Origin of the sequence: Spirillospora sp. NPDC048824, from assembly GCF_043198455.1 — a bacterium.
In the GTDB taxonomy this organism is placed as follows: Bacteria; Actinomycetota; Actinomycetes; order Streptosporangiales; family Streptosporangiaceae; genus Spirillospora.
Map to the genome: position 1 here is coordinate 1 of NZ_JBICUS010000040.1, position 22,972 is coordinate 22,972.

At 68.0% G+C, this 22,972-nt stretch carries 19 protein-coding genes; 4 read left to right on the top strand and 15 right to left on the bottom strand.

From position 1 onward, the window contains the following. Positions 1-870 precede the first annotated feature (870 nt). Positions 871-1,596 (top strand): Crp/Fnr family transcriptional regulator, encoded by a 726-nt coding sequence (locus ACGFIS_RS36835; protein ID WP_392973947.1) that lies wholly within the window; start codon positions 871-873, stop codon positions 1,594-1,596. Between the two features lie 485 nt (positions 1,597-2,081). Here the strand turns inward: ACGFIS_RS36835 and ACGFIS_RS36840 are convergent, their stop codons facing one another. The 15 genes from ACGFIS_RS36840 to ACGFIS_RS36910 all read right to left on the bottom strand — a co-directional run bounded on the left by ACGFIS_RS36840 (position 2,082) and on the right by ACGFIS_RS36910 (position 19,249). Then, positions 2,082-2,459, bottom strand: a complete 378-nt coding sequence (locus ACGFIS_RS36840; RefSeq protein ID WP_392973948.1) for a hypothetical protein — start codon at positions 2,457-2,459, stop codon at positions 2,082-2,084. 137 nt (positions 2,460-2,596) lie between these two features. Beyond that, positions 2,597-4,507 carry a VWA domain-containing protein gene (locus ACGFIS_RS36845; protein WP_392973949.1) on the bottom strand — a complete coding sequence of 637 codons (1,911 nt, stop codon included), beginning with the start codon at positions 4,505-4,507 and terminating at the stop codon, positions 2,597-2,599. Positions 4,508-4,566: 59 nt separating this feature from the next. After that, entirely contained in the window at positions 4,567-5,784 is a 1,218-nt protein-coding gene (locus ACGFIS_RS36850) for an AAA family ATPase (protein ID WP_392973950.1), read from the bottom strand. 107 nt (positions 5,785-5,891) lie between these two features. Continuing rightward, positions 5,892-6,830 carry a MarR family transcriptional regulator gene (locus ACGFIS_RS36855; RefSeq protein ID WP_392973951.1) on the bottom strand — a complete coding sequence of 313 codons (939 nt, stop codon included), beginning with the start codon at positions 6,828-6,830 and terminating at the stop codon, positions 5,892-5,894. An 820-nt stretch (positions 6,831-7,650) separates the two neighbouring features. Then, on the bottom strand, positions 7,651-8,082 hold the full coding sequence (locus ACGFIS_RS36860) for an ATP-binding protein (RefSeq protein WP_392973952.1): 432 nt from the start codon (positions 8,080-8,082) through the stop codon (positions 7,651-7,653). Between the two features lie 213 nt (positions 8,083-8,295). Beyond that, positions 8,296-9,432 (bottom strand): hypothetical protein, encoded by a 1,137-nt coding sequence (locus ACGFIS_RS36865; protein WP_392973953.1) that lies wholly within the window; start codon positions 9,430-9,432, stop codon positions 8,296-8,298. Continuing rightward, positions 9,429-11,546: a methyltransferase, FxLD system gene (gene fxlM, locus ACGFIS_RS36870; protein ID WP_392973954.1), complete on the bottom strand. Its 2,118-nt coding sequence runs from the start codon at positions 11,544-11,546 to the stop codon at positions 9,429-9,431. Before fxlM ends, ACGFIS_RS36865 begins: the two co-directional genes overlap by 4 nt. A gap of 26 nt (positions 11,547-11,572) precedes the next feature. Next, a complete protein-coding gene (locus ACGFIS_RS36875; RefSeq protein ID WP_392973955.1) occupies positions 11,573-12,841 on the bottom strand; it encodes a lanthionine synthetase C family protein in 1,269 nt (422 codons plus the stop codon). After that, on the bottom strand, positions 12,838-15,912 hold the full coding sequence (locus ACGFIS_RS36880) for a lantibiotic dehydratase (protein WP_392973956.1): 3,075 nt from the start codon (positions 15,910-15,912) through the stop codon (positions 12,838-12,840). Before ACGFIS_RS36880 ends, ACGFIS_RS36875 begins: the two co-directional genes overlap by 4 nt. An 80-nt stretch (positions 15,913-15,992) precedes the next feature. Further along, positions 15,993-16,169: an FxLD family lanthipeptide gene (locus tag ACGFIS_RS36885; protein WP_392973957.1), complete on the bottom strand. Its 177-nt coding sequence runs from the start codon at positions 16,167-16,169 to the stop codon at positions 15,993-15,995. Positions 16,170-16,336: 167 nt separating this feature from the next. Further along, on the bottom strand, positions 16,337-17,194 hold the full coding sequence (locus tag ACGFIS_RS36890) for a helix-turn-helix domain-containing protein (protein WP_392973958.1): 858 nt from the start codon (positions 17,192-17,194) through the stop codon (positions 16,337-16,339). 23 nt (positions 17,195-17,217) lie between these two features. Beyond that, positions 17,218-17,790 carry a DUF6879 family protein gene (locus tag ACGFIS_RS36895; protein ID WP_392973959.1) on the bottom strand — a complete coding sequence of 191 codons (573 nt, stop codon included), beginning with the start codon at positions 17,788-17,790 and terminating at the stop codon, positions 17,218-17,220. After that, on the bottom strand, positions 17,741-18,007 hold the full coding sequence (locus ACGFIS_RS36900; protein ID WP_392973960.1) for a hypothetical protein: 267 nt from the start codon (positions 18,005-18,007) through the stop codon (positions 17,741-17,743). Before ACGFIS_RS36900 ends, ACGFIS_RS36895 begins: the two co-directional genes overlap by 50 nt. 214 nt (positions 18,008-18,221) lie before the next feature. Beyond that, the gene (locus ACGFIS_RS36905) at positions 18,222-18,671 is read right to left on the bottom strand and encodes a hypothetical protein (protein ID WP_392973961.1); all 450 of its coding nucleotides are present in this window, start codon (positions 18,669-18,671) and stop codon (positions 18,222-18,224) included. Positions 18,672-18,676: 5 nt separating this feature from the next. After that, positions 18,677-19,249, bottom strand: a complete 573-nt coding sequence (locus ACGFIS_RS36910) for an ATP-binding protein (RefSeq protein ID WP_392973962.1) — start codon at positions 19,247-19,249, stop codon at positions 18,677-18,679. A gap of 223 nt (positions 19,250-19,472) precedes the next feature. On the opposite strand from ACGFIS_RS36910, the gene ACGFIS_RS36915 reads away from it, so the two are divergent. The 3 genes from ACGFIS_RS36915 to ACGFIS_RS36925 are packed head-to-tail and all read left to right on the top strand — an operon-like array spanning position 19,473 to position 22,644. After that, positions 19,473-20,999: an XRE family transcriptional regulator gene (locus ACGFIS_RS36915; protein WP_392973963.1), complete on the top strand. Its 1,527-nt coding sequence runs from the start codon at positions 19,473-19,475 to the stop codon at positions 20,997-20,999. Beyond that, on the top strand, positions 20,992-21,909 hold the full coding sequence (locus ACGFIS_RS36920) for an aminoglycoside phosphotransferase family protein (RefSeq protein ID WP_392973964.1): 918 nt from the start codon (positions 20,992-20,994) through the stop codon (positions 21,907-21,909). The genes ACGFIS_RS36915 and ACGFIS_RS36920 overlap by 8 nt, the downstream gene beginning before the upstream one ends. Positions 21,910-21,933: 24 nt before the next feature. Further along, positions 21,934-22,644 carry a DNA-directed RNA polymerase subunit alpha C-terminal domain-containing protein gene (locus tag ACGFIS_RS36925; RefSeq protein WP_392973965.1) on the top strand — a complete coding sequence of 237 codons (711 nt, stop codon included), beginning with the start codon at positions 21,934-21,936 and terminating at the stop codon, positions 22,642-22,644. Positions 22,645-22,972: the final 328 nt, after the last annotated feature.

Consider the following 22,972-nt stretch of genomic DNA (forward strand, 5'->3'; position numbering starts at 1 on the left):
TAGCACGACTGCCGAGACATCGCGCCACCCTGCACGAACCGGCACACAAGATCACGCAGCCACGCCGACCGAGATCAACTTCTCAAACACGCACTGAGTCTTGCGCCATGGCTGTCGGTGCCGTCCATGCTTGTCTTGATGACAAGTGCCGCCTGCCTGATGATGCTCGCCGGAAAGTCGTTCTGGTATTTCTTCACAGACAGAGTCCGTCCGGTGCTGGATGCTGCAGGTCAGCAGCTTGTTCTCGCCAACCCAGCCTGGACACTGCCGCACAAGGTAGGGATCTTCAGAGGTGGAAGCCTGAAGACCCTACCTTCTTGTGCCTTCAATTGGGCCTTCCCCGCTATCGCGCGTTGCCTTAGAGTCGGACCGTTCGTCCTGCCTCCGGGGACTGGCGCGGCCCGCTTCCACTCTGCTCACCTGGGCCGTGTTGCCTCCTGCAGGGCTGTCAGGCTGGGTTGATCGCGAGGAGGCCCCATGTCGCCAAACGTCCCGTTTAGCTTGCGCTGGATAACCGGGTTCTCACCCGGTCCATTGTGGTGACGTGCCGGTGCTCGGGTCCCTTCTACCCGACGGTGTCCCCAACTGGCTCATCGCGTTGACCACGGTGATCGGCGGACTCACCATGTTCGTGATCGCGTGTAGCCGGTTCGCTAAGGCAGTAATGCCTCAAAATTCCAAGGACCGGTTGAGCTTTTGGACGGATGCGCGCTCCAAACGGCTGGTCAGCAAGATCGATCGGCGCAATCGTCGTGATCATCGGCGGCACTGCAGCCGCTCAAACTGCCTCGGCAGCCCTGGGAACGTGGTCGCGCGCCCACCTAGGGACGATGACGTCACAACTGGTCAGCCCTCGCCGGAACAGACACCATGACCAAGCTCGAACCGGGTTCCTTTCTGGCCGAGCTCACCGCGGTGGAGATCGACGACCTTGCTGCTCGCGGTCGAGAACGTAGCTACAAGCGCGGTGAGTTACTCTGCCGGGAGGGCGAGGCATCGACCGCGGTCGCCGTTCTACTCGAAGGCAGAGTCAAGGCGTACTCCTTCATCAAACACGGCGGTGAAGTCCTCCTTGCTGTTCGAGGACCGGGAGCACTGATCGGCGAAATGGCCGCCATCGACGAAAAGCCACACTCCGCCACCGTCGCCGCTCTCGAGCCGACCCGGACGATCACCCTCACCCGGGCCGCCTTCCTGGATTTCCTGCAGGCGAACCACCGGGCGTCAGTCGTGATCCTGCGAACACTTTGTCGACTGTGGCGGGAGGCCGACAGCCAACGCGTCGAGTTGGGCAAGTTCGATACGACTGGCCGTGTGGCCGCACGCCTGGTCGAGTTGGCCGAGCGCTTCGGCGTCCCCTACAAGGACCCGACAGCAAAAACACCCAACGGCATCCGGATCACGCTCAACCTCTCGCAGGAGGAGCTCGCCAGCTGGGTCGGCGCATCAAGAGAGGCGGTCAGCAAGGCGCTCAGCACGCTGCGCCGACACGGTTGGATCCAGACAGGGCGGCGTCAATTGATCGTCTACGACCTTCAAGCCCTGCGTAACCAAACCCAGAGCGAGAACATAGGCATCTACCTAGCTGACACCTGACAAGGATCCATCAAGGCCATAAACGCCGGGCAGCGCAATACGCAACGGCAACCCGGTTGCCGCTAGACGCGGACGAAACCAACCGCTGCCGGTACCGGGTCGTCAGGGCGGTTGGCAGGGGTAGCGTGGCTGGGGCCGCTGAGGGCGTGGCCGAGTTCGTGGTAGGTCTCGGCAATGTCGGTGCCCCCGGAGTGGCGCCCGCCACCGGGCACCGTCCATCTTCTGGCAGCCAGGGCACGACTCGGGGATCGGCGGGCGGGCCGCAGCGGCCTCGCGCAGGGCGGTGATCAGCGCGGCCTCGCTGTCCAGGACCGGCTCGGCCGCCTCGGCGACGCGGTAGGCAACCGCGACCACCCTTCGCACAGCCAGCAGGCGGTCGCGGGGTTTCTCGTCGAGTTTGGCGGTGGCGTCGATGAGGTCGCACAGCTCGAAGATCAGGCAGGTGCCGGTCGCCTCGGGCTGAGTGGCGGGGGGCGGAAGGTGGTTCACGAGTTGGGCCTTTCGGTGCGGGTGGTGAGGGCGTCCAGGTGGGCGGTGTCGCGGTAGAAGGTGCGGGCGGCCTCGATGAAGGCGACGGCGAAGCCTTGGGCGAACGGGTCGGCGTGGCGCGGGATGGTGTGGTCGGTCAGCGCGCGGCGGGCGGTGTCGCGTGCGCGCCACAGCGCCTCGACAGGGTCCAGGCCCTCGTGGTCGATGCCGGTTACCGGCTCGTCCCACCAGCTCGCGTTGGCGCGGGCCTCGGCAACAGCGGCGAGCGCGACGACGATGTCTTCGCCTTCGTCGAGGCCGGCGAGCATCTTCGCCTCCGCCTCGCAACGCGCCCGGTGAGCAGCATCGTGGCGGTCACGGATGTAGGTCTCCATGCGGTTCACGGTGTCGTTCTCCTCTTCGCGGTCTTCTCGGCTGCCGGTGGTCCGGCGGTGACCCATGGCCGGGTGGTGATCGGGTGTGTGTGCCGCCGCCGGTGCGCCCTTGCCGGGGGCGCACCGGCGGCGGGTGGTCAGGCGGTGCGGAGGGCGCGTGCGGCGGCGGCGCCGATGGCGTCGGCGGCTGCGGCGGGGTCGGTCAGGGTGACCGGGTACGCACCGTTCATGACTCGCGCTTCGTCGGTGAGCGCCAGCCACAACACGGCGCATCCGGATGCGGTGAGCCGTTCGAGGCGTTTCTGGCCGTCTTTGGGCTGGTCGTCTTTGAACTTGCCGTCGGAGACGATGACCAGCAGGCGGGCGGCGCCGGGGCGGGTGAGCTCGACGGCGGAGTCGAGGGCGTCGACGGCCTGGACGAAGTCTTCGCGGGAGTCGTTTGCGGCGAACTCGGTCACGGCGTTCGGGGTGTGTCCGGGACGGGTGATCGGGCGGACGGTGGCGCCGAAGATGACGGTGGCCGCTAGGGCGTCGGGGATGTGTCCGGCGGCGCGGGCCAGGATCCACGCAGCCGACGCCACCGGCGCGGCCATGGCTTTCATGGACCCGGACACGTCGCAGGCGATGCCGATGCGCAGCGGCGGCGCGGGCACGTGGCGGCGGATCGTGCGGGTGAAGGGTTCGGCGGTCGGGGTGGCACCGGCGGCGCGCTGGGCGTCAGCGGCCAGCGCGCCGCGCATGGACAGCCGTCCGGGCGGGGTGGGTGAGGTGCGGGTGGTGGTGACGCGGTCGCGGTGCGCGGCGGCGCGCAGCTGGCGTGCTAGGCGGCGGGCGGCGGCCTGCTCGTCGGGGCGGGGCGGGCGGGTGCCGGTGGTGCGGGTGCCGCCGCGCGACCCGGTGGCGGCGGTGCTGGCATTGCCGCCGGGTTCGGTGGTGCTGGCGCCGAACACGTCGCGCGCGGCGTTGTCGGCTGCCTGTCGGGCGTCCTTGTCCTGCCGCCGCTGCTGCGCGGGGTCGGGGCCGGGCGCGGCGGGGGCGGGTTCGGCGGCGGCCGCATGAACAGCGGCCATGGTGGCGCCCAGCGCGTCGGCCAGCGGGGAAGGGTCACCCGAGGCGCCCGGTGTTCCGGGCGGCGGGGGCGGGGTGGGGCGGTCGGGGTTGACGTCCAGGATCCGGCACCAGCGCCGCCCCAGGTCCATCATCGCCTCGGCGTCGTCGTCGCCGGTGGCGTGCGCGCGGTGCCACAGCGCGGCCAGCGCACTCAACCGGGTCGGCCCGAGCACACCGAGAACCACCTCGGCCAGAGGATTGGTTTCTGCTGGTTCGAGGATTCCGGCGTCGGTGCGGGCCAGGACCAGCGCGGCGGCCCGTCCGGCGTTCCACGGCGTCATCGCCGCATGCGGCGTCGTCACCGGCGGGGCCGCCGGTGCGCTACCGGACGGCGCGGGCACACCGGGCACGGGCGCGGTCGGGGTGGTCGGGGTGGTCGGGGTGGTGAAGTCGTCCAGGACGAGGCTGGTGGCCGAGGCGCGTAGCCAGCGGCGGTCGGCGGGGCGGCGGCGGATCTGCGCCGCCTCGATCCGCGACTCTTCCAGCGCCATGGCGGCATCGGCTGCGGCGGCGGGCGCACCGTCAGGGATGCTCCAGCGGGTGTGGGTGGCGTGCGCGGCCTCGTGCGTGAGCACGCCCCACAGGGCCGGGTAGCGGTCCCGGTCGGCGGGCCAGGACGGGTCGCACGTGGCCGGATCCTGCCGCAGGTGCCTGCCGTCCAGTTCAATGGTGGCAAGCGACGGGACGAAACAACCGGGTGCGCCTCGCCCGAGGCCGGGCGCGCACTGCACGGTGAGGTCTTCGCGGTCGGTGAGGTCGGTGACCGCGTCGGTGAACGCCGCCGACAACGGCAGCCACGCACCGCCCAGCCCGGTCACCCGCGCGGGCCCCAGACTGGGCACCGTGACCGGGGCGGCGGGTGCGGTGGTGGCCGGTCCGGCGCCGGACGGCGCAGCGGCGGGCGGGGCGGCGGGTGTGGGGATGACGTGCGTTGCCATGGTTCCTCCGTGTGCGTGCGGTCGCCGGTGCGGCGATGTGCGGGGCGGGTGCGGCGGGGTTAGATCTGCCGTCCGAGGGCCAGTGGGGCGACGGCACGTCCGTAGACGGAGGCGATGACCTCGGCGACCACGTCGCGGTCTTCTTCGGGCGCGACGCCGAGAAGGTTGGCCACTGCGGCCTCGGCCCCCAGAACACCGGTCATCTTCTGGAAGGCGATCAGCTCGCGCAGTTGCGGCGCCCACCCGATCTCGCCCGATTCCTGACGGCGGGCCAGGTTGCGTGCGACGCGGACGGCGCGCGGTTCGATGTCCAGCGTGCGGGCCAGGTCATAGTCGGTCGACACCCGGATTTGCGCGGCGAACCGGGACGCCAGCGCCTCGGTGAGGACGGCGCCGTGCACGCCGGGGTTGTGTCCGGCCACGACGTAGAACCCGGCTTTGGCGGTGATGGTTTCGCCTCGGTGCGCCTTGACGGTGATCTGCCGCCGCCCGTCCATCGCGGGATACACCACGGCCAGCACCTTCGGCGAGATGAGGGTGGCGTCGTCGATGAGCAGCGTCCGGCCCTCGGTCATCGCGGTGATCAGCGGCCCGTACACGAACTCGTACCCGCCGCCCGGGGCCTGGGTGTACTCGCCGATGAAATCGGCGACGGCGGTGTCACCGTCCCCGGCGACGGTGATCAGGTCCGGGAACGCCGCCTCGATCAGGGACGTCTTCCCGGTCCCGGGCGGCCCGTACAACATCGCGGGGATCGACGCCTTCCGCAGCCGCTGCAGCGCGACCACGTCCGGTAGGTCCGCCAACCGGCGCGGGTGATAGGTCTGCCCGTTCGGCCGCACCACCGGCCCACCAGCGGCCTTCCCCGACGTGCCTGAGGTGCCGGACGTCGGCGCGGGCGCGGCCTTCGGCGCGGGTGCGGGGGCGGGCACGGCGGCGGGTGCGGTAGCCCCCCGGGTGCGCGACGTTCCGCCGCCCTTGATCGCATCGGCGGTGGTCGTGGTCGCCCGGTACCGGCGCGGGCGCGCCGCCACCAGCTCGGCCTGTCCCCGGTCGGTCAGCACCGTCAGCGCGTTACTAATCGCACCGGCCGACCGGGTCAGCCTCCGGGAGATCTCACCCGGCGTGAACACCTCCCCCGGACGGTCGACCAGGATCGCGGCCACCCTGCGGCGCAGCTCACCCTGCCCCAGGCGACCGGCGCCACCAGGCTCGGGCGCCGTGGTCGCTGCGGTGGTCGGCGCGGTGGTGGTCGTGGTGGCGGGAACGGCGGTCATCGCATGGCTCCTAGCGGTGTGTGGGTCCTAGCGGTGTGTGGGTGGGCGGGACGCCGGGGGCGGGCGGCGGCACGGCGGCCCGCCCCCACATGGCGGTCAGTGCGCGGTCAGCGGGTGGCGGGGCGGCCGGTGGTGGCGGTGAACCGGCGGGGCCGGTCGCACACCAGCTCGGCGTCACCGGACTCCGACAGCCGGTCCAGGGCGTTGGACACCGCACCCGCCGAGTGCCCGATCACCTTCGCGATCTCGTGCGGCGTGAACGCCGCCCCGGGGTTGGCGGTCAGGTGACCGGCGACCTTCGCGCGCATCTCACCCGGTGCCGAGCGCGGCGCACCGGAGGCGTTGCGCGGGCGCCCGTTGGCGGCGGCGCGCACCAGCCGCCGCACCAACCCCGAACCGCTGTAGGCACCCTCAGCCGCCGCCATCGCGGCCGCACCGTCCCCGGTGTCCAGCGCGGTCAGCGCCGCCGTGATGGCGTCCTGCAGCCCAGTCAGCGCGTCCCGCGCCTCAGCGACCGCCGCCGCATCCATCCCGGCACCGGTGTCCCCGGCGTCCGCGTCCCCGGTGGAGGTGCCGGTCGGCGCGTCGGTGGCGGGCGCCTCGGTCGGCGCGTCCTGTCCGGCGGCGGCGGGGTCGGTGGACGGCGCGTCAACGGTGACCGGGGTGTCGCCGATGGCGTCCGCGTCACCGGTCGGCGCGTCCGGCATGTGGTCGGTGGTCGGGGTGTCGTCGGTGGCGGCGGTGACCGGGTGCCAGGTGTCGGGCTGGCGCTTACCGCCGTCGCGACCGCCACGCGTCCGGGTGGCGCGCCCGTCGCGCTCCAGGGTGGTCAGCGTCCGCGTGACGGTGGCGCGGCTGACACCGGACGCCTCCGCCAGCGCGGTGACCGTGGTCCCGGGGTTGGCCGTCAGCGCGTCCCACACGTCCCCAGCCGCGCCGGACGGGCGCGCCCCGACCGTGACAGCGGTAGCGCCGTTCCCGGCGTTGTCGGTGCCCGTGACGCCGTTTCCGGTGACGCCATTCCGGGTGATGTTCTTCGCGGCCATTTCGTCTCCCATTCGATGTGACCGGCTACCGAATTTCCGGCGCCGTTCCCGTTCATCGGAGCTCGACCATTTCTCGATGCAACGCCACCAGGCAAGCACCTTCGGCCACTTTTTTATTCACCTCAACGGCTGAACTACCTAACCAATCACACCCGCACCCACTAAACCCACCGGGCGGTAAAGCAGATTTGCACCAATTCATGACCGGCACCTTCGCCGCGTGCCCACCTTTTCGAGATCGGCTCACCAAAAGGTGCGGCGCGCCGGAACGGGTGACGCCTCACGCGAGGTGTTTCGCGCCTCTTCTCACCTCAACGACTCACCGACCGCCCGGCAACCTCACGCCTCGGGCGCGACCGGCCTCAAGCCAGGCCGCCCCGGCCGCGGGCCGGCCCGCAGGCGATATCAGGCGTTGGAGGGCGGAGCATGGCAGCAGTCAGTGGCAGCCGAGAGGACGACAGGAAGGCCACATCACCGAACACGCGGACTATTACCAGGGGTCGGCCTGGTGACGAGTCGGGGCCACGAACAGAATATGCACCACCCCGGCGACCTGCCCAGATGCGGCAAGCACGGTCTTCTGCCCATAGACAGAACCCCGAAGAGAACCCCGAGAAGAATCCTCAAAAGAAGACCGGAAAGACGCCACCTCTAGCCATGCCACACGGCGGATATAGCCGCACAAACCGACACAGACGCACGTGGACCCCGTCCACGGGTCCGCTGATGCGGACCTGTGGACGGGGTCTCTGGTGCGAGCGGTGTTCTTCTCTATGCTGTCCCCGAGGGGCCAGCCTGGTATCAGCAGGCTGGGCCCTCCCTACGACACCAGGGTCACGGGCTGTCTCGGGCCGTTCTGGGTGGGGCGGCGGAGGTCCATGTCGGCCCAGACGGTGAAGCCGTCGTCGGAGCTGCCGTGCACGCCCGTCGCAAGGGCGAGCTTGGAGACCGTGAGCAGGCCGTATCCGCCTACCTGCGGCTCGCACCCTGGCGCCTCGGACTGGATCGTGGGCACGCAGCCTCCGCCCAGGTCGGTCACCGCGATGTAGGCGATGTCGGCCAGCGTGACCTCCAGGCCGAACCAGCCACGTTCGGCCCCTGACCGCGAATGCCGGACCGCGTTGGTGCTCAGTTCCGCGACCACCAACGCCACGTCCTCCTCACGCCCGGTCCCTTCGAACAGCGTCGCCGCGAACACCCGCGCCACAGGCACCTGATCGGCCCGGCCGGGGTAGACCCGACGCCACCGCATCGGCTCCGAACCCCGCTGCCATTCACTGGGAGAACACAAACCCCAGGTTCCGTTTTTCACTTTCCCCGTTTCCTTTCTTCGATCACGTCAAGTAACGTGACGCAACCGAATGACGCGATTGACAGTGCCCATTAATGAGCACCTCTTACGCCGGGTCAAGTGTCAACTACCGCCACTGGTTCCGTGGGACAGGTGCGGTCAACGAGGGGTGCCTCATGGAAGTTGGGCGGCTGGGAGCCTACGGAGAAGTTCTTCCGTAGCACGGTTACTGTTTTCGGCTGCCGCGAGCAGTTCGGTTCTCAGTGGTTCCGGTATGGCCCCCTGGCCGAGGCCGGCAGACTGCACAGTTGAGACAAGATGTGCCTGTTGGGCTGCGGTGAACCTTCCCTTGAGATCGGGATTTCGAAGGAGGTCTCGCGCAACGTAGCCGTCCTCGACGTCCGGAACCTCGCTAACGATCCGACTGACTATTGAGGCACCGTCATCGGGGTCTTCGCCACCGGCGAGGCAGAGCGCGGTAAGGGCAATGCGGACACGGAAGGTCGCAAGTTCCGGATTCGGCTCCAGGGCCAGGTACTCCTGGACCGGAGTCGTGTCTGCGGCCCTCGGCGGGCGTCCGGCAGCGCGTAGGCAGAACATGGCCAGACACGCCGCCACGGCCCGTTCCCACGCCTCCGAAGCGGCGCTTTGTTCGACGGCCGCCGAGGCTGCTTCCGGGTCTCCGGTGAGCGCTTGGGTGATGATTGCGGCCTGCCGTCCGTCCAGGAGCCGGCGGCCGACACCCCGATACTGCTGTGCGAATGCGGCCGCTTGCTTCCACCTGCCCGCTGTGACCAGGGCGCGGACGCCATCGGCGAGCATGACACCCCATAACCATTGGCGCAGGTCGCGGTGCTCGTGCCCGGAGCCGGTCAGCTCGCCGAACGGGAGCTCCCGCCCGTCGATCCTTGCGGATTCCCTCGCCTGGACGGCCCGATACAACTCTTCGAGCTGGTTGCAGGCTGCTTCCGGATTTCCAGCACGCATGAGGAGCCGGGAGAGGTTCACGAGGGGTTCCAGCGCGTATCTTGCCGTTCGCGCGGTCAACGGCCGAGCGCGTATGAACAGCTCGAACTGCTGTCGGCACAGGGAGCCGGCGAGTTCGGGCATGCCGCAGTCGCTGGCGATCAGGGCCGCCCGGTTCTGTGCCGCCGCAGCCGCCGCGAGGCGATCAGTGGCGGCGGTTGCTTCGGTGGCGGTCCGCGCGAAGTCGGTGACCTCCCGGATGCGCTCCTCGATCGGCCGGCACGCTGGCCTGGTGCGAGGAACGAGGGGGAACGCTCGTGCAGCCTGGCTTAGGGCGGGTGTCATTGCCAGGTGATGGTGAGGCGTGTGTTCGGACGCTCGAAGATGAACCTGCCGGGTATCGGCTCGACCGTGTGCGCCGCCGCTTCGGCCGGCTCGATCTCGAACTCGACGGGCCGGGATCTGTAGTCCTGGTCCCAGGTACCGATGGCGTCCGCCACACGGTCGGCCAGGGCGCGTCCGGTCGGGCCGTGACCGATGACTCCAACCTCGTACATCCGGCGGTTGCCGCTTGCGGCCTCCGGATCCTGTGGGCGGAGGGTGAGATACGCGAGGTCGCCCTTGTCGACCACTGCCATAGCGCCCCAGCCGAACTGGGGGCGGACCAGTCCTTCGTCGACCGCCGTCCGGTCGACCGGCATCCGGCTCAACGCGTTGTCCATGACGCAGGTGAGCCAGAGGTCGAGCCACTCGAATGATTCGTCCGCCCTGAACAGCACTCCCGTCCAGGCCTCGCTGCGTGGGGTCTCCAGGACGCCGCTCAGCAACGACTCGTCCGCGGTCTGCTCTCGGTTGGTGTGAAGGCACACTTTTCCGTCGGCGGTCAGATGAATTATGCGGCGCGCGTCATCGGCGATGCCCCGCAAGGGCATGAAGGTGCACAGCAGGCTGTTGCGGCTCAGCCAGCGTCCGTCGCTGCCGCGTTCGAAGGCGATCGAACGGGATACGCCGCCGCGGAGCCGCAGTGGTACGACGAGTCGGCCGCCGGGGGCGAGCTGGTCCAGCCACGGCAAGGGCAGGTCACCCGCTCCGACTGTGGCGATGATCCGGTCATAGGGCGCTCCTTCGGCGTGGCCGTGCGCGCCGTCGGCGAGTAGGACTCGGACGTTCTTGGTACCGGCGGCGGTGAGGCCGTTCCGGGCGCCCGTGACGATGTCGTCGTCAACGTCGATCGTGGTGACCTGGCCTTCGTCCCCTACCAGGTGCGCGAGGAGGCCGGCGTTGTATCCGGTACCGGCCCCCAGTTCGAGGACGCGCTGACCGGGTGTCGGCTGGAGCTGTTCAAGCATCATCGCGACGACCGTCGGCTGGGACGCGGCGCTGATCGAGACGCCGGAGCCGTCCTGCTTGGTGTAGACGGCATCGTCGGCGTAGGCCTGCTCAAGCGGAACGCCAGGAACGAATGCGTGCCGGGGAACGGCGCGAAGGGCGGCCTCGACCTGCTCGCTGCGTACCGTCCCGTTGTCGCTCAGCTCGTCAACGAGGGCGTTCCGCAGGCTGGTCGCGGCCTCGGTCAGGTCGAGGGTTCGGCTGGTCTGGATGTCCACCTCGGGGACACTAGGGTCATCGCCGTCCACGCCTGGTTTTGACGCGCCGTCGTGCAGGGTTCCCATGACTACCTCGCTTGTCAGTATGGCCAGAGTGTGTTGATCGATGTAGGGCAGGCCAAGGCGGTTCCACTGGAAGATCACGTGGTGGGTCAGGACGGCCCGCAGTCCACGTTCGAGTACTCCGAGCCCGGCGAGTTCGGCCAGTCGTTGGCCTGTCTGCTCGAAGACCGCGATCCAGGGGGTGATGTCGGCGAGAGGACCTCGGTTGACGAGGTCGCTGCCTGGCCCGACGTCGACGGTCATGAGCTTGTGCGCGGCCGTCCTCAGCCGTGCGGACGGGGAGCTGTCGAGCTGTGCGGGACGTTGCCGGGCGACGCGGCTCCAGACGTCTCCTTGCTCGTACCAGTCTTGTCCGGCGGCGCGCATCAGTACGCTGCACAGCAGGACGCCCAGCTCCCGACACCCTAGAGTCCGGCTGGCCGGCGGTCGGGCCAGGTGCGTGAGGACGTGGCGGCTGTCGTGATGGAACAGCTCGTGGGCGACTTGCATGCCGGCCTCGCCGCCGAACGCGACTGATTCAGGCTCATAGGTGCCGGTCCTCCAGCCGGAGAGCCGGTTCTCCAACGTCGCACGGTTCAGGACGTCGGTGAGGTACGGCAGGGCGGAACCGTCGGCGGGGAGGTAGCGAACTCGCCACGACGGCGCCTTGCGGATGAAGAACCAGCGGCGGATCAGGCCGTGTTCTTCTGCGCTGGCCAGCGCGGGTCGCAGGACGTTCACCGCAGCGTCCTCGGCCGTGTTCCAGTCGGGGAAGTCGATGACGACCTGCGGCCAGTCGCCGGTGTCCATGGTCGTTCCTTCCTCAATGGTCCTGCTCAGGCGATCAGTAGGCATGAGTCCCAGCCGGAGACGGGCGGCGAGCCGGAGAATGCGGTGTGGAGGGCGAGGGCGATGCCTGCGGCCCCTTCGAGGAATCCAAAGCATCCACCGGGTGGCTGAAGGAGTTCCGCGGCGAGTTGCTCCGCATCGGTCTCGTCCTCGATCAGCGCTTGCAGCAGCGGCGGCTGGAATCTCGCCATGGGGATGCTCGCGTCGGCGGCACAGCGGGTCACGATGTGCAGCAGGCCCGCGTGGCCGTGGCACAGCGACGCATCGGTTATCGCGGCGAGTTGCGACGGATGGGTGAGCGCGCCGACCACGGCGCGCTCGGCCACATCCTGCCGTGCGTGGTCACCGATGGCGAGGGCCGCCAACTGCTGTGCACGCGCTACGCCTGCGGTTCCGTAGCACCAGGAGGGACGCGATGGCTTCGACGGGGTCGGCTGGGCGCCGCTCAGTTGCGCACGGGTGACCCAGTGCGGCCACCAGGGACCGGAGCCGTCGTCCTGGCACCATCGGTCGAGCCAGGCGCAGATGCAGACGATGGCTTCGGCCTGGCCGTCCACGGCCTTGCCGTCTCTCAACGTCAGGGCGAGCAAGGCGAGTGGGCCGCTGATTCCGTGCGCCATGCCGGTGTTCGCGTGACCGCCCGGGAACTCGGCGGAGAGGCGTCCCGAGGGCGCGAGGGTGGTCCACCAGCCGGGCAGCAACTCGTTGTGATCGTTGACGGGCTCCATGAGCCGAACGAGGTAGGTCAGGATCTCGCCGAGTAGCTGGCCGTTGGTATCGCGCTGCCGCAGATACCCGCCGATACCGGTCAGACCGCGGATGGCGTCGAGTTCGGCCAAGGCGGGAAGCTGGCCGGCGTCCATGCGAGCGTGTGCGGAAACCAAACGGCGGCGGGTTTCACCGGCGATGTTACGGTCGAGGGTCTCCAGTGCACGGGCATACCTGCCGAGTTCACCGCCAGCGGCGTGCAGGGCGAACGCGACCGCCGGTGCTCCGTAGTGCAGGTGGGAGCCTTTGCTCGCGCTCACGCCGTCGACCACCGCGGCGTCGAGCCATTGGTGCGCCCGCTGCCACGATCCCAGGCCCGCGTAGGCGCGTTCGATGTGCAGCAATGCGACACCGGCCGCACCGACTGCGAGGGATTGAGGCCACCACCCGGCACGCAATCCCATAGCGCGGACTTCGGAAGGTGAGGACAGTCGCTCGGCGACGCCGTCGGCCACGGCTCGGGCCGCCCCCTCGTTGAGCGGCGTCATCCTTGTCTCCTCGTGCGGCGAGCCGTCCAGGCTTGGGCGGCAGCGCGGGCGAGCCGGAGACAGGCGCGTTCATCGTCGGGGTCGAGGCCAACGGCTCGCATGTGGTGAGCGTGCAGCAGGGAAGCAAGGACGGTGTCAGGGTCGGCGCTTTCGGCCCCGTGGAGGAGAGCGCTGTAGGCGGCCAGCGCCCGGTCCCGGGATCTCCATGAACTCACGATGGCTCGGCCGCCGGGGAGCGCACGCAACCTGGCCCAGTCGTCCGTCGGGTCGGCCAGGCGCACGGCTTCGTTCAGTATGGCGCGAGGTATCGGCATAGGTGCCTTGGCCGTCGTGTGCCGGGCTATCCACGACACCCCGAGTTCTGCGCTGCCCATGAAAGCGACGGCGATCGCGAGGAACTGGGCTGCCGTGAGCGCTTGAGGGTGGGTTCCGGACGGTTCGGCAAGTTGGGTTGTGACAGCGAGCGAATCGGCACCGAACACGGCCTCTGCCGCCGCCATCAGAGGCCCGCCTCCCCAACGCCCCGTCTCGGGGTAGTAGGTGGCGAACTCGACGTCACGCAGGAGGCCCACGCGTCGAAGTTGCTCCGCCCACGTACCCACACGGGCCGCAGCTGGCCCAAACTCCGACGCGCCGGACAAGGCGATCCGGAGGCGAACGTGCGGCTCAGGGGCTTGGTAGCGGATGAACCACCAACTGGGCTGCTCATCCCAAGCGGCAAGAAGGGCGGGGACGTGCCGGGCTATCAGTTCGGATTGGCGGTCTGGAGACCCGTACAACTTGGCGAGCAACCAGGCCGATGCTCCGGGTACATGTCCATCGCCACGTCCGGCCACCTGAACACCAATGGGCTGACGCGCCTGGGGGGCGCGGGTGGTTGTCAGTTGGACAACGACCTCGTGGGCGCGTCCGTCGCACCATCCGTAAGCATCGGCTTCTTCGAGGACGGCCGTCCTTGCCGCCCGCAGGCTGGCACGGAGCAGTGCGAGTTGCCCTCGGTCAGCGAGGTTCAGCGGCAGCCGACGATCCCCTTGCGCCAGCAGAACCGCGCGAGGAAGCCGCCGGCGGGCGCTCCACTGCTGGAAGGCGGCTCTCCACTGTGGCCAAGGGACGTCTTCCGCCGGGAGATCCGCCGCATCGAGGATCCAGCGCGCCGGCGAGAGGATTGTGTGCCGGTATCGAACCCGTGGCAGGAACGGCAGGCAACCGGCCGCGCCCCAGTCGAACCCCGTGACGACGGCGGTCTGTGCTCTGCTGATCTCCGCGAGGAAACGGGCGATCGGTAGAGTGCGCGCCCGTAGGTCGAGAGCATGCGGCACCACCGGTTCGACAAGCCGCCCCAGGCTCATGGAGGCCAGGTAGAGCCGTTCGCCGTCGCAGCCGACCGCCAGGTCGTCCACTGGAACCGGAGTACTGGCTCCCCCCGGGTGCTCGCCCAGGCTGACGACGTACGGCAGCAACTCGGGGACACGACTGACATTCCCAGCACTGTCGTTGAGCGGAGCGAAGGAGAGCTGCACGGGCAGCGCATCAGCGTCTTGCGTTGGAAGCTTCTCGAACGCGCGTCTCACAGGTGCTTGGTCGGCGCGGTTGAGTGTGCCAATGAACCGGCCGATCATGGTGGCTGCGCCTCGGGAGATTCCGGTGACGGCGAGGGAGAAGTCGCCGTCGTTTGCCGCTGTCACCGATGCCGCACGCAAGTGGAAGGACATCTCCAGGTGGGCCGGCCACTGTGGCGTTTCGTCCGGCGCGAGTTGTTCGAGTGTCCTCTCGTCTAGGACGACCTCGTCCTGCCCATCGAGGACGGCCGCCTGCGCCAGCGCCATCATTCGCTCATCACGTTCGGACACTCGCGGACGAGGTTGGGACGGAGCGCCCAGATATCCAGCCGGGAACCCAAGCCCAACATCCGGATTCACCAATTCCAGGACGGGGACGAGCGTGCCGATGCCATAACGCTCGAAGAAGCGGGTGTGGTAGGTCTGCCATGCTGGCGTTCCGAGCGGATGGGCGGTCAACTGGGCGAGCACGGAAGCCGCGGCTTCCGCCTCGCGTGCGACGTGGCGAGGCAGAACGAGGCGGCTGTCGAGATGCAGGTCCAAGGCGATCGGCGGGGCGGGCTCGGTGCTGAGATCCGTCATCCGGGATGCGACGTTGGTCCTCGTACGTCGCCTGGTCGCAGGCTCGGCGGTGTCGTTGTGCCGCGCCAGTTCACCCTGGACTTGGCGTAGCTGAGCCAACTGATCCCTTGCCTGCGGAATGTCGTCCACCGGGGCGGCTTCGAGTTGCTCGATCACATGCCCGAGCACATCGACGACCGTGGCCGGCGGACGGAGACTGGTGATCAGAACATGCTGTTTCACCAGGTCGGTGAGCATCCCGGCGATCGACGGCAACGGCGCTGAAGGAAACTCGGCCGCGAGTTTCGCGGCGAGTTCGTCGCACCGAATCGGCGACCGGGCAGCTTCGACGGCCAACTGGACCGCCGTCGTGTGTCGAACAGAGACCTCGGCCGCAGCAGAGCGGTCCCGGTCATGGTTCCGAGGCGGATACGGCACGATCAATCGATCGCCGCGCTGAGAACACAGGGCGTTGGCTACCAGTTGGAGTCGCAAGAAGAGTTCCCGGCACGATTCCAACTGCGTGATCACGTCCGCCAGCCAGGCCCCGCTGGGGCGTGCGACAACACGGTGGTGATCGCCCCAGCGCCATGTCAGCCTCTCGCCGAACGACGCCGGGGCCACCCCGGCGAACAGGCCGAAGGGGGTGGCCCGACCCGTCATCCGCAAGAGGTATCGAGCCACAGACGACGTTGCCCGCCGTACCCGTCGGACGTCAGGAGTATCCGCTGCGAAGATCGCCCGCACTTCCCGCGCGAGCACGGGGCTGGCATGGCCGATCGCGTCGGTGACTGCGTCGATCGTCCAGACATTCCGCAGCCACGTGAGCCACTGGGCGACGTGTGTCGGAGTGTCGCCGGCGAGATCGGGGCACGCGGGCAACGGTAGTTCCGTCAGTGCGGCGGCGCGTAGGAACGCCGAGTCGCCGCATCGATACAACCGGCCGTCCATCGTGCCCTTCCTCGCCCGAACGTTGATGCCTTGGCCCAGGTAGCGCCGAGAGCCTGAGCGCCCGGTGCAGTTCGCCGGTTTCAGCCGACGTTGGTGGCGCAGGCCTTGGGGCAGGAGCTGCCGCAGTTGTCGTCGGTCAGGTTGATCAGGGAGGCGGCGGCGTCGCTGGACTCAAGGACTCGGATGTCCAGGTCGAACGGGTCCTCGTTCGCCGTCTGCCCTGCGGCCGAGAGGGGCTCCATCGTGCTGTGGCTCATCTGCTGGTCCTTCCGTTCGTTGGAACGCTCGGCAAGCACACGCCCTCGTTGCTGCTGACACTCGGCGATGGCCGCGGCTCCAGCAGCCGCTGAACCGAGGGGCGATGCAGTGCGACGTTAAGAGCGGTGGAATCGGCGAGGCGATGAGTGTGACCAGATGTGACGGGTCACTTTTCGTCATCCAGGGAGTCGACGGCGTTCTGAAGGAGTCTCCGGGCGCGTGCCCCGTAGACGGCCTCGTCCGCCAGCGAGCCGAAGACCTGCCCGTACATGGCGATCTCGCGCGGGTTGGTGATGGTCAGGTAGCCGGAGACGAGTTCGACGCTGACCTGGTCGCCGTCGTAGATCCAGAAGTCCTCGGCGGGGCGGATCTCGCGGTCGGGCCTCATCGGAACGATCCCCAGCGACACCGATGGCCGGGCGCCCGCTTCCGCAAGGTAAGCGAGTTGCTCCCGCATCACATCCGTGCCGCCGATCCCCGTCCGCAGCACCGACTCCTCGACCAGGAACGCGAACGTGTGTCCGGGCCGGTGGAGAAGCCGCTTGCGTTCCATGCGAACGGCGACAGCGGCCTCGACATCGTCGATCAGCCCACGGCGCTGCCGGACCGCCTGCAGCACGGCCCGGGTGTAGTCCTCGGTCTGGAGCAGGCCGGGCAGCAACCACGACGAGTAGGACCGGAATACGCGCGTCCGCTCGAACAATGGGAGGACGGACTCCTGCGCCCGCTTCAGCCCGCCGCGCTCCATGCGACGCCACTCGACCCACATGCCCTCGGCGGTCCGCAGCGACGCGACCAGGTCGCCGGCCTGGTCGTCGACTCCGCACACGCGGCACCACGTCCGGATGTCCTCGGCGGAAGGCGAACGGCGAGCGTGCTCGATGTGGGAGACCCTCGTCCGATCCCATCCAGCTTCGGCGGCGAGGGCCTTGGCGGTCAGGCCCGCCTCGCTGCGGATCTCCTTCAGCTGATCGGCAAGCGCTTGCCGGGCAGCCTGTGCTGACGACGAGGGCGAGCGGGGCATGGTGGCAGGTCCAGTGGCGCCGGTCAGGCCGGCTTGTACTCGTCGTGCGGGATCGCCCGTTCCCAGACGGCCTCGAACGCCGTCAGACACAGCGACACCAGGGCCGGCTCGTCGCGGTTCTCGGGCTGCTTGAGCGATGAGCCGTCCCCGGCGAAATGGTTGAACTGCACCATCCGATCGTCGAACACCCAGTAGTCGTTCAGGGGCACGACCAGATCGAGCGCCCGGCAGCGGGGCAGCCACCGCACTTGCTCGCCGGCGGCCACGTTCATCGGCGTGACGCCGTACTCGAACCGGATGTAGTCGGTGACCGGCTCGGAGACGATCCGGGCACGGCGAACGGTCACACCACGGGTGACCAACGGTGCCACGAGGTCGATCCAGTCGTGTCCCCATTGGATCGGGTCGAAGTGATCGCCGTCCCGCCACCGCAGGTAGTCGGGGTTAGCCGGGGTGTAGACGTCCCGCTGCTCCAGGTGCACGGCCGAGAACCGACACCCGGTCAGCAGAGAGGTGAACGACTCCGGGACCCGCGCCCCGGCCTCGTCATTCGCCGTGGCGGCCTGGCCCGCGCCTCCCTCGCTCGTACGTGCCATTGATCGCCTCCAGGATGATGTCCTTCATCACCGGCGGCAGCTTCACCACCACCTCGTGCTCGCCGATCGGGCTGTGCCCGGCGACCTCGGCCAGCGCCCGCGGGTCGGTGACCCGCTCGCCCTGGAACCAGACGTCGCCGGTGTCCTCATCGACGTAGACGGCCGGGCACTCATTGGTCGGGGTGTCCGGCGTGATACCAACGAAACTTAGTCGCACGACAGCCTCCAGCGTCGCAAGTGTGACCAAGGGTGACGCCCGCCTGCTCGACTTTCACCCGCGCCCCGACCGCCGTCAAGTCTCCGAACGGACGGACCTTTCAACCGCCGTGGAACATTCGGGAGGCGGTCGAGTGGTGCGGAAGATGAGGTCTTCAAGCCGCGAAATCCCAGGTCGGATGGATTTTACTGCGAGAGAATCGGGGACTGAGTCATCACTTCGAACCGCATCCAGCGCGCCTCGTGAACGCACCGGAAACCTCGTCGCGCCCGGTTTCCGAACCGGGGCCAGGGAGGAGCCGGACGGCTGCGATGAGGTGGGCGGCAGCCCCCAGAGTGTCAGCGATCGGGCACAGTGGCTCGCACCAGCGTCCGACGATCACGCCACCGCGGTACGCCGTTCGCCGCCACTGCCAGTACAGGACGTCTCTGCCGGGCCACGGCAAACACCAGACGGTCCGGCTGGACCGCGGATCGGCGCCGACGAGGCGGGCCGACACCGAGACGGTGGGCGGTGCGCATTCCCATGCGCTGGCGGCGCACAGGCCCGCATCACTGAGGTTGTCGACGAGATCGCGCGCCAGGTCGAACCGATCGCGCGGGACGAACTGAAGCCCGCGAACCAGCCGCTCGCCACCGGTTCCTCGGTCGTGATGCCTGGTCACAGTGGTCAACTCCCTGGCAGCGCGAACGCGACGGCCTTGCCGGGACGTCCGGTCGAGGAGACGATCGTGGGGTAAGCCTTGCACCGGCCGCCCGACAGCCGGTGGACGATGGCCAGGCCATGGCCGCTGTCTTGCGGCGCCTCCTCCAGAACGCAGTCCGACGCCTCGGTCCGGTGCAGCTTCTCGAAGATCTCCGGGATGCCGAACAGGTCATCATCGCCGTCGACGACCTCGCACCAGGCCGGACGTCCAGCGACGATCACGAAGCGGATCTCGTAAGGCCCGCTGGCGTAGGAGACGGCGTTGGCGGCAAGCTCACCAACGGCCAGCTCGGCGTCGTCAACGTCGCTCTCGTCCGCGCCGACGTTCCGCAGGACTTCCCGGACCGCGGCCCTGGCGTGACGTGCGGTCCGTTCGTCCGGCAGATCATGGGCCTCCAGCCGGAAACCGGCGCACTCCACCCCTTCGATCACGAGTTCGTTGGTCTGTCCGGCCATCACCTCCTGCTCGGGCCTGGGGGAATCCGCCACAACCACACCTCCTGAACGGTTCTGGCTGCCTGGCAGCCCGCTGACCATGTCTGAGTGTCAGAACAGTGACGCAGAGTCAGTGAGGCGCCAATCGTGGCGAATCCACGAATCTGCAGAAACCGTGGAACAGACACGGAAACCGACTTCGAACCCGTGGCTGATCCGCCAGACCGCCGTGCGCGCCCGTCAGGAAGGGGTTCGGGCCGATCAGCGCCGTCTACGCTGAAGACCACTGGAACCCGGCCTCGGCGGAACAGCGTGGGGAGAACGAATGGCCCGAGGAGAGCACGCACCGTCCTGCGCACGCCGGTGGCGCGAGCGGGCCCAAGCCGAGGAGTGGCGGGCGTGGAAGCTGGTGCAGGCCATCCACCACTGCTGCGGGGTGAGCCTGCTCAAGGCACACCGCCTCGCCCAAGGCTGGACGGGACAAGCCGCGATCGACCACCTGACCGAGCTGTGCAAGCGCGAGCAACTCGGGGAGCCGCACGCCAACATCGATCTGCTGAACGTGTGGGAGAACGGCCGGGGCCGTCCACGACCTGACACCGTCGACCGGCTGTCCAGGCTGTACCGGGCCAACCCCATCCGGCTCGGCCTAGCCGCCGACTATTCAGACGATGCCGTCCCCGGCGAAGCCGCGGTCATCCCCGTCCCACGCACGCCACCGCCCTCGCTTCCCACCTCGCACGTACCGGTGCTCACCCCAAGCGCGCTGCACAATCCCGGGCCGTCGCACGAGTCCAAGGATGAGACCAGCCGTCGGGCCCTGTTCAACGACGTCCTTATAGGGAGCGCTCGCACCTCCCGTGGCCGCCTGCTGGCGGAAGTGGACGCGCTTCGACAGCAGATGGACCGCACCCTGGCCTCCGGCACGGTCACCGAGGACCAGATGGACCGTCTTGAGGAAACGGTCCTGCGGTGCCGCTGCGACTACCTGATCACGCCGCCCCTGCCGATGTTGTGCCAGCTCATGCTGGAGTTCAGCGATGTTCGCAGCCTCGCTTCCCAGCGGCAATCAGGTCCGATCCAATGCCGGCTCTCCCGCGTCGCCGCCGCACTGGCGATCCTCAGCGCGGACGCCCTGATGAAGCTGGGCGACATACGCCAGGCCCGTGCCTGGTACGGGACCGCGAAGACGGCCGCCGACGACACCGGCGACCCCCAACTCCGCGCGCTCGTCCGGGCACAAGAGGCGATGCTGCCGTACTACTACGGCGATCCAGCCGAAACCGTCAACCTTGCGAGAGAGGCCCAAGCCCTTGGCCGCGCCAAGCCCTCTTCTCCCACGGCACTCGCCGCAGCCGCCGAAGGCCGTGCGCTGGCCCGCATCGGCGACCAGCAAGGAGCCATCGCCGCGCTCGCCCGAGCACAACAACTCTTCTCCCAGATCAAAGGCCGCAACACCGGAGCACTGGCCTTCGACTTCACCGAACAGCGCCTCTACCTGTACATGAGCGGCGCCCACGCGCACCTACCCGACCTTCAACGCGCTCAAGCAGTCCACGACACGGCCTCGGCCATGTGCCGCCCAACCAGCCCGGGCATCGATCCGGCGCTGATCAAACTGGACCGGGCGACAACACTCGCCCGCTGCGCGAGGGAAGCCGAGGCCTGCGAACTCGCAACCCAGACCCTCCTGGCACTGCCACCGGAACAACGAACGACCATCGTGTTCGTCCGCGCCCGCGACGTCCGCTCCGCCATCCCTGCCAACCGCCGGCGCGACAAGGCCCTGCACACCTTTGAAGAGGCCCTGGCCTTGGACTCCGCCACAATCCACGGTCATCGAGATGTCTAACCAACTCACCGGCGCGACCGACCTCCGCCAGCGCGCCCACCAAATACTCGACGAGGCGTGTAGCCGGGTCGGCCTCGACCCGACCGGCGCCGAGCTCCTCCGGCTGCGCAGCAACGCGGTGTTCAAACTCCGCGCGCCGATCATCGCGCGGATCGCCACCGCCCCCACAGCCGCCGAGCGGCTCCCCGCCGTCCTAGCGGTCACCCGCTGGCTCGCCGACCGCGCCTTCCCGACCGTCCGCCCGGCCGACGGCATCACCGAACAGCCCATGAACGTCGACGGCGCCACCGTCACCTTCTGGCACTACATCCCCACCGCACCTGCCCCCGCCACAACAGCCGACCTCGGCCGGCTACTCCGCGCACTCCACACCGGCCCGACGCCACCCTTTCAACTCCGGACGCTGATAGACCCGCTGGCGAGCATCCGCGCAACCGTCCAACACCAACCCGGCGTCCTCGATCACGACGATCAAGTCTGGCTCAGCGACCGCATCGCCGGCCTCACCGGCGCCTGGCGCACCCTGCCGTTCCGGGAGCCACCGACACTTCTGCACGGCGACGCGTGGATAGACAATCTCCTCCGCCACCAGGATGGCCACGTGATCCTCGGCGACTGGGACAGCGTCGCCCTCGGCCCCTGCGAGTGGGACCTGATCCACAGCTACCACGGCGAACGCCGCTTCGGGCTCTCACCTACAGACGTCGACGACTTCGCCACTACCTATGGCGACGACCTGCGCGAATGGGACGGCTACGAGTCACTGATGCAGATCCGCGACGTCTACGCCATCGGCATCCACATCCGCAACGCCCCCGGCGATCCCTTCTCTCATCAAGAACTAACCCACCGTCTCAACTGCCTAAGATCTGGTGACACCCGCACCCGCTGGCACATGAAAGATGCCTAACCCTGCACAGGCACTCTCATAGTCATGAATATTTACTCCTTTGAAGATCACAAGCAGTCGGCACTACGTCAGGCGCGAGCCATCGTTCGAGATTATCGAGATACGCCATTACAAGAGGTTATCGAGCAAGCGCCAAAGCATGGCGTAAGCGTACTCCCCTGGTGCTGGACCGATTACATGACGTCAATTCTTCAGGAAGAAGGTGTATCTCAAATCAATCAATTCGGCGCGCTATCTGCGCGAATCCTAATCACCTGGAAAGGAAGTGGACGAAAGACTGTAGTCAATCTTATTGCAGCGTACATTATGGCCATGAGAGGAAGTCCTGTCGCGTCGACTGTAGAAACCTACAATAAACTTGATCGGCCGGCACTCCTCCTAGCCGCCAGACAAATGCAAGAGAAGCGTGCCATCAATGAGCTGCAGGACTTGCTTGCGGAACTAGGTGCGGTCGGTTCCTCAAGCAAGGCGACGGTGAATCAAATAGCCATACTCTCGAAGTCACTACCATCGAACCAGCCGCTAGCAGAGTTTTTGCCAACGGCGGAGTATGTCGTTGGGCAAGTCAACGAATGGTGCGTCAGCAACCGAACGCGAACAACACTCAAGGCGCACGGGATAACCAGCGTCAATCAACTGAGGCAACTGTCCATCACAGATCTGCTCTCGTTTAGAGACATTGGACGAGCCTCCATCGCTGAGATCATTGCGGCCCTCGCATTGGCAATCAGTTGAGTGACTTTGAAAATTAACCGGACTGACGAAACGTGTGGTCAGCAAGGACTTTCAACAGCCCCGTATTCCCTTCAGATCGAGTGGAGGGGGTCGTCGTAGCTGCCATAAAGTGGTCACCCCCATCGCCTTTTGAACGCCATGCTGATCAGCCGCGCCGCAGGCACCGACTCCCCGCCGGTTGGTCAGAGGTCATCGAGGCTGATTTCGTGCATGGTCCCGTCGGGCCCTGTTTGGGGCCCTTGTGTTGTTTCCGTGGGTGAGTGATCAGGTTCGTCCGGGGAGGGGTGGGCAGAGGCCGCCGCGGGTGAGGGCGGCCATGGCGATGAGG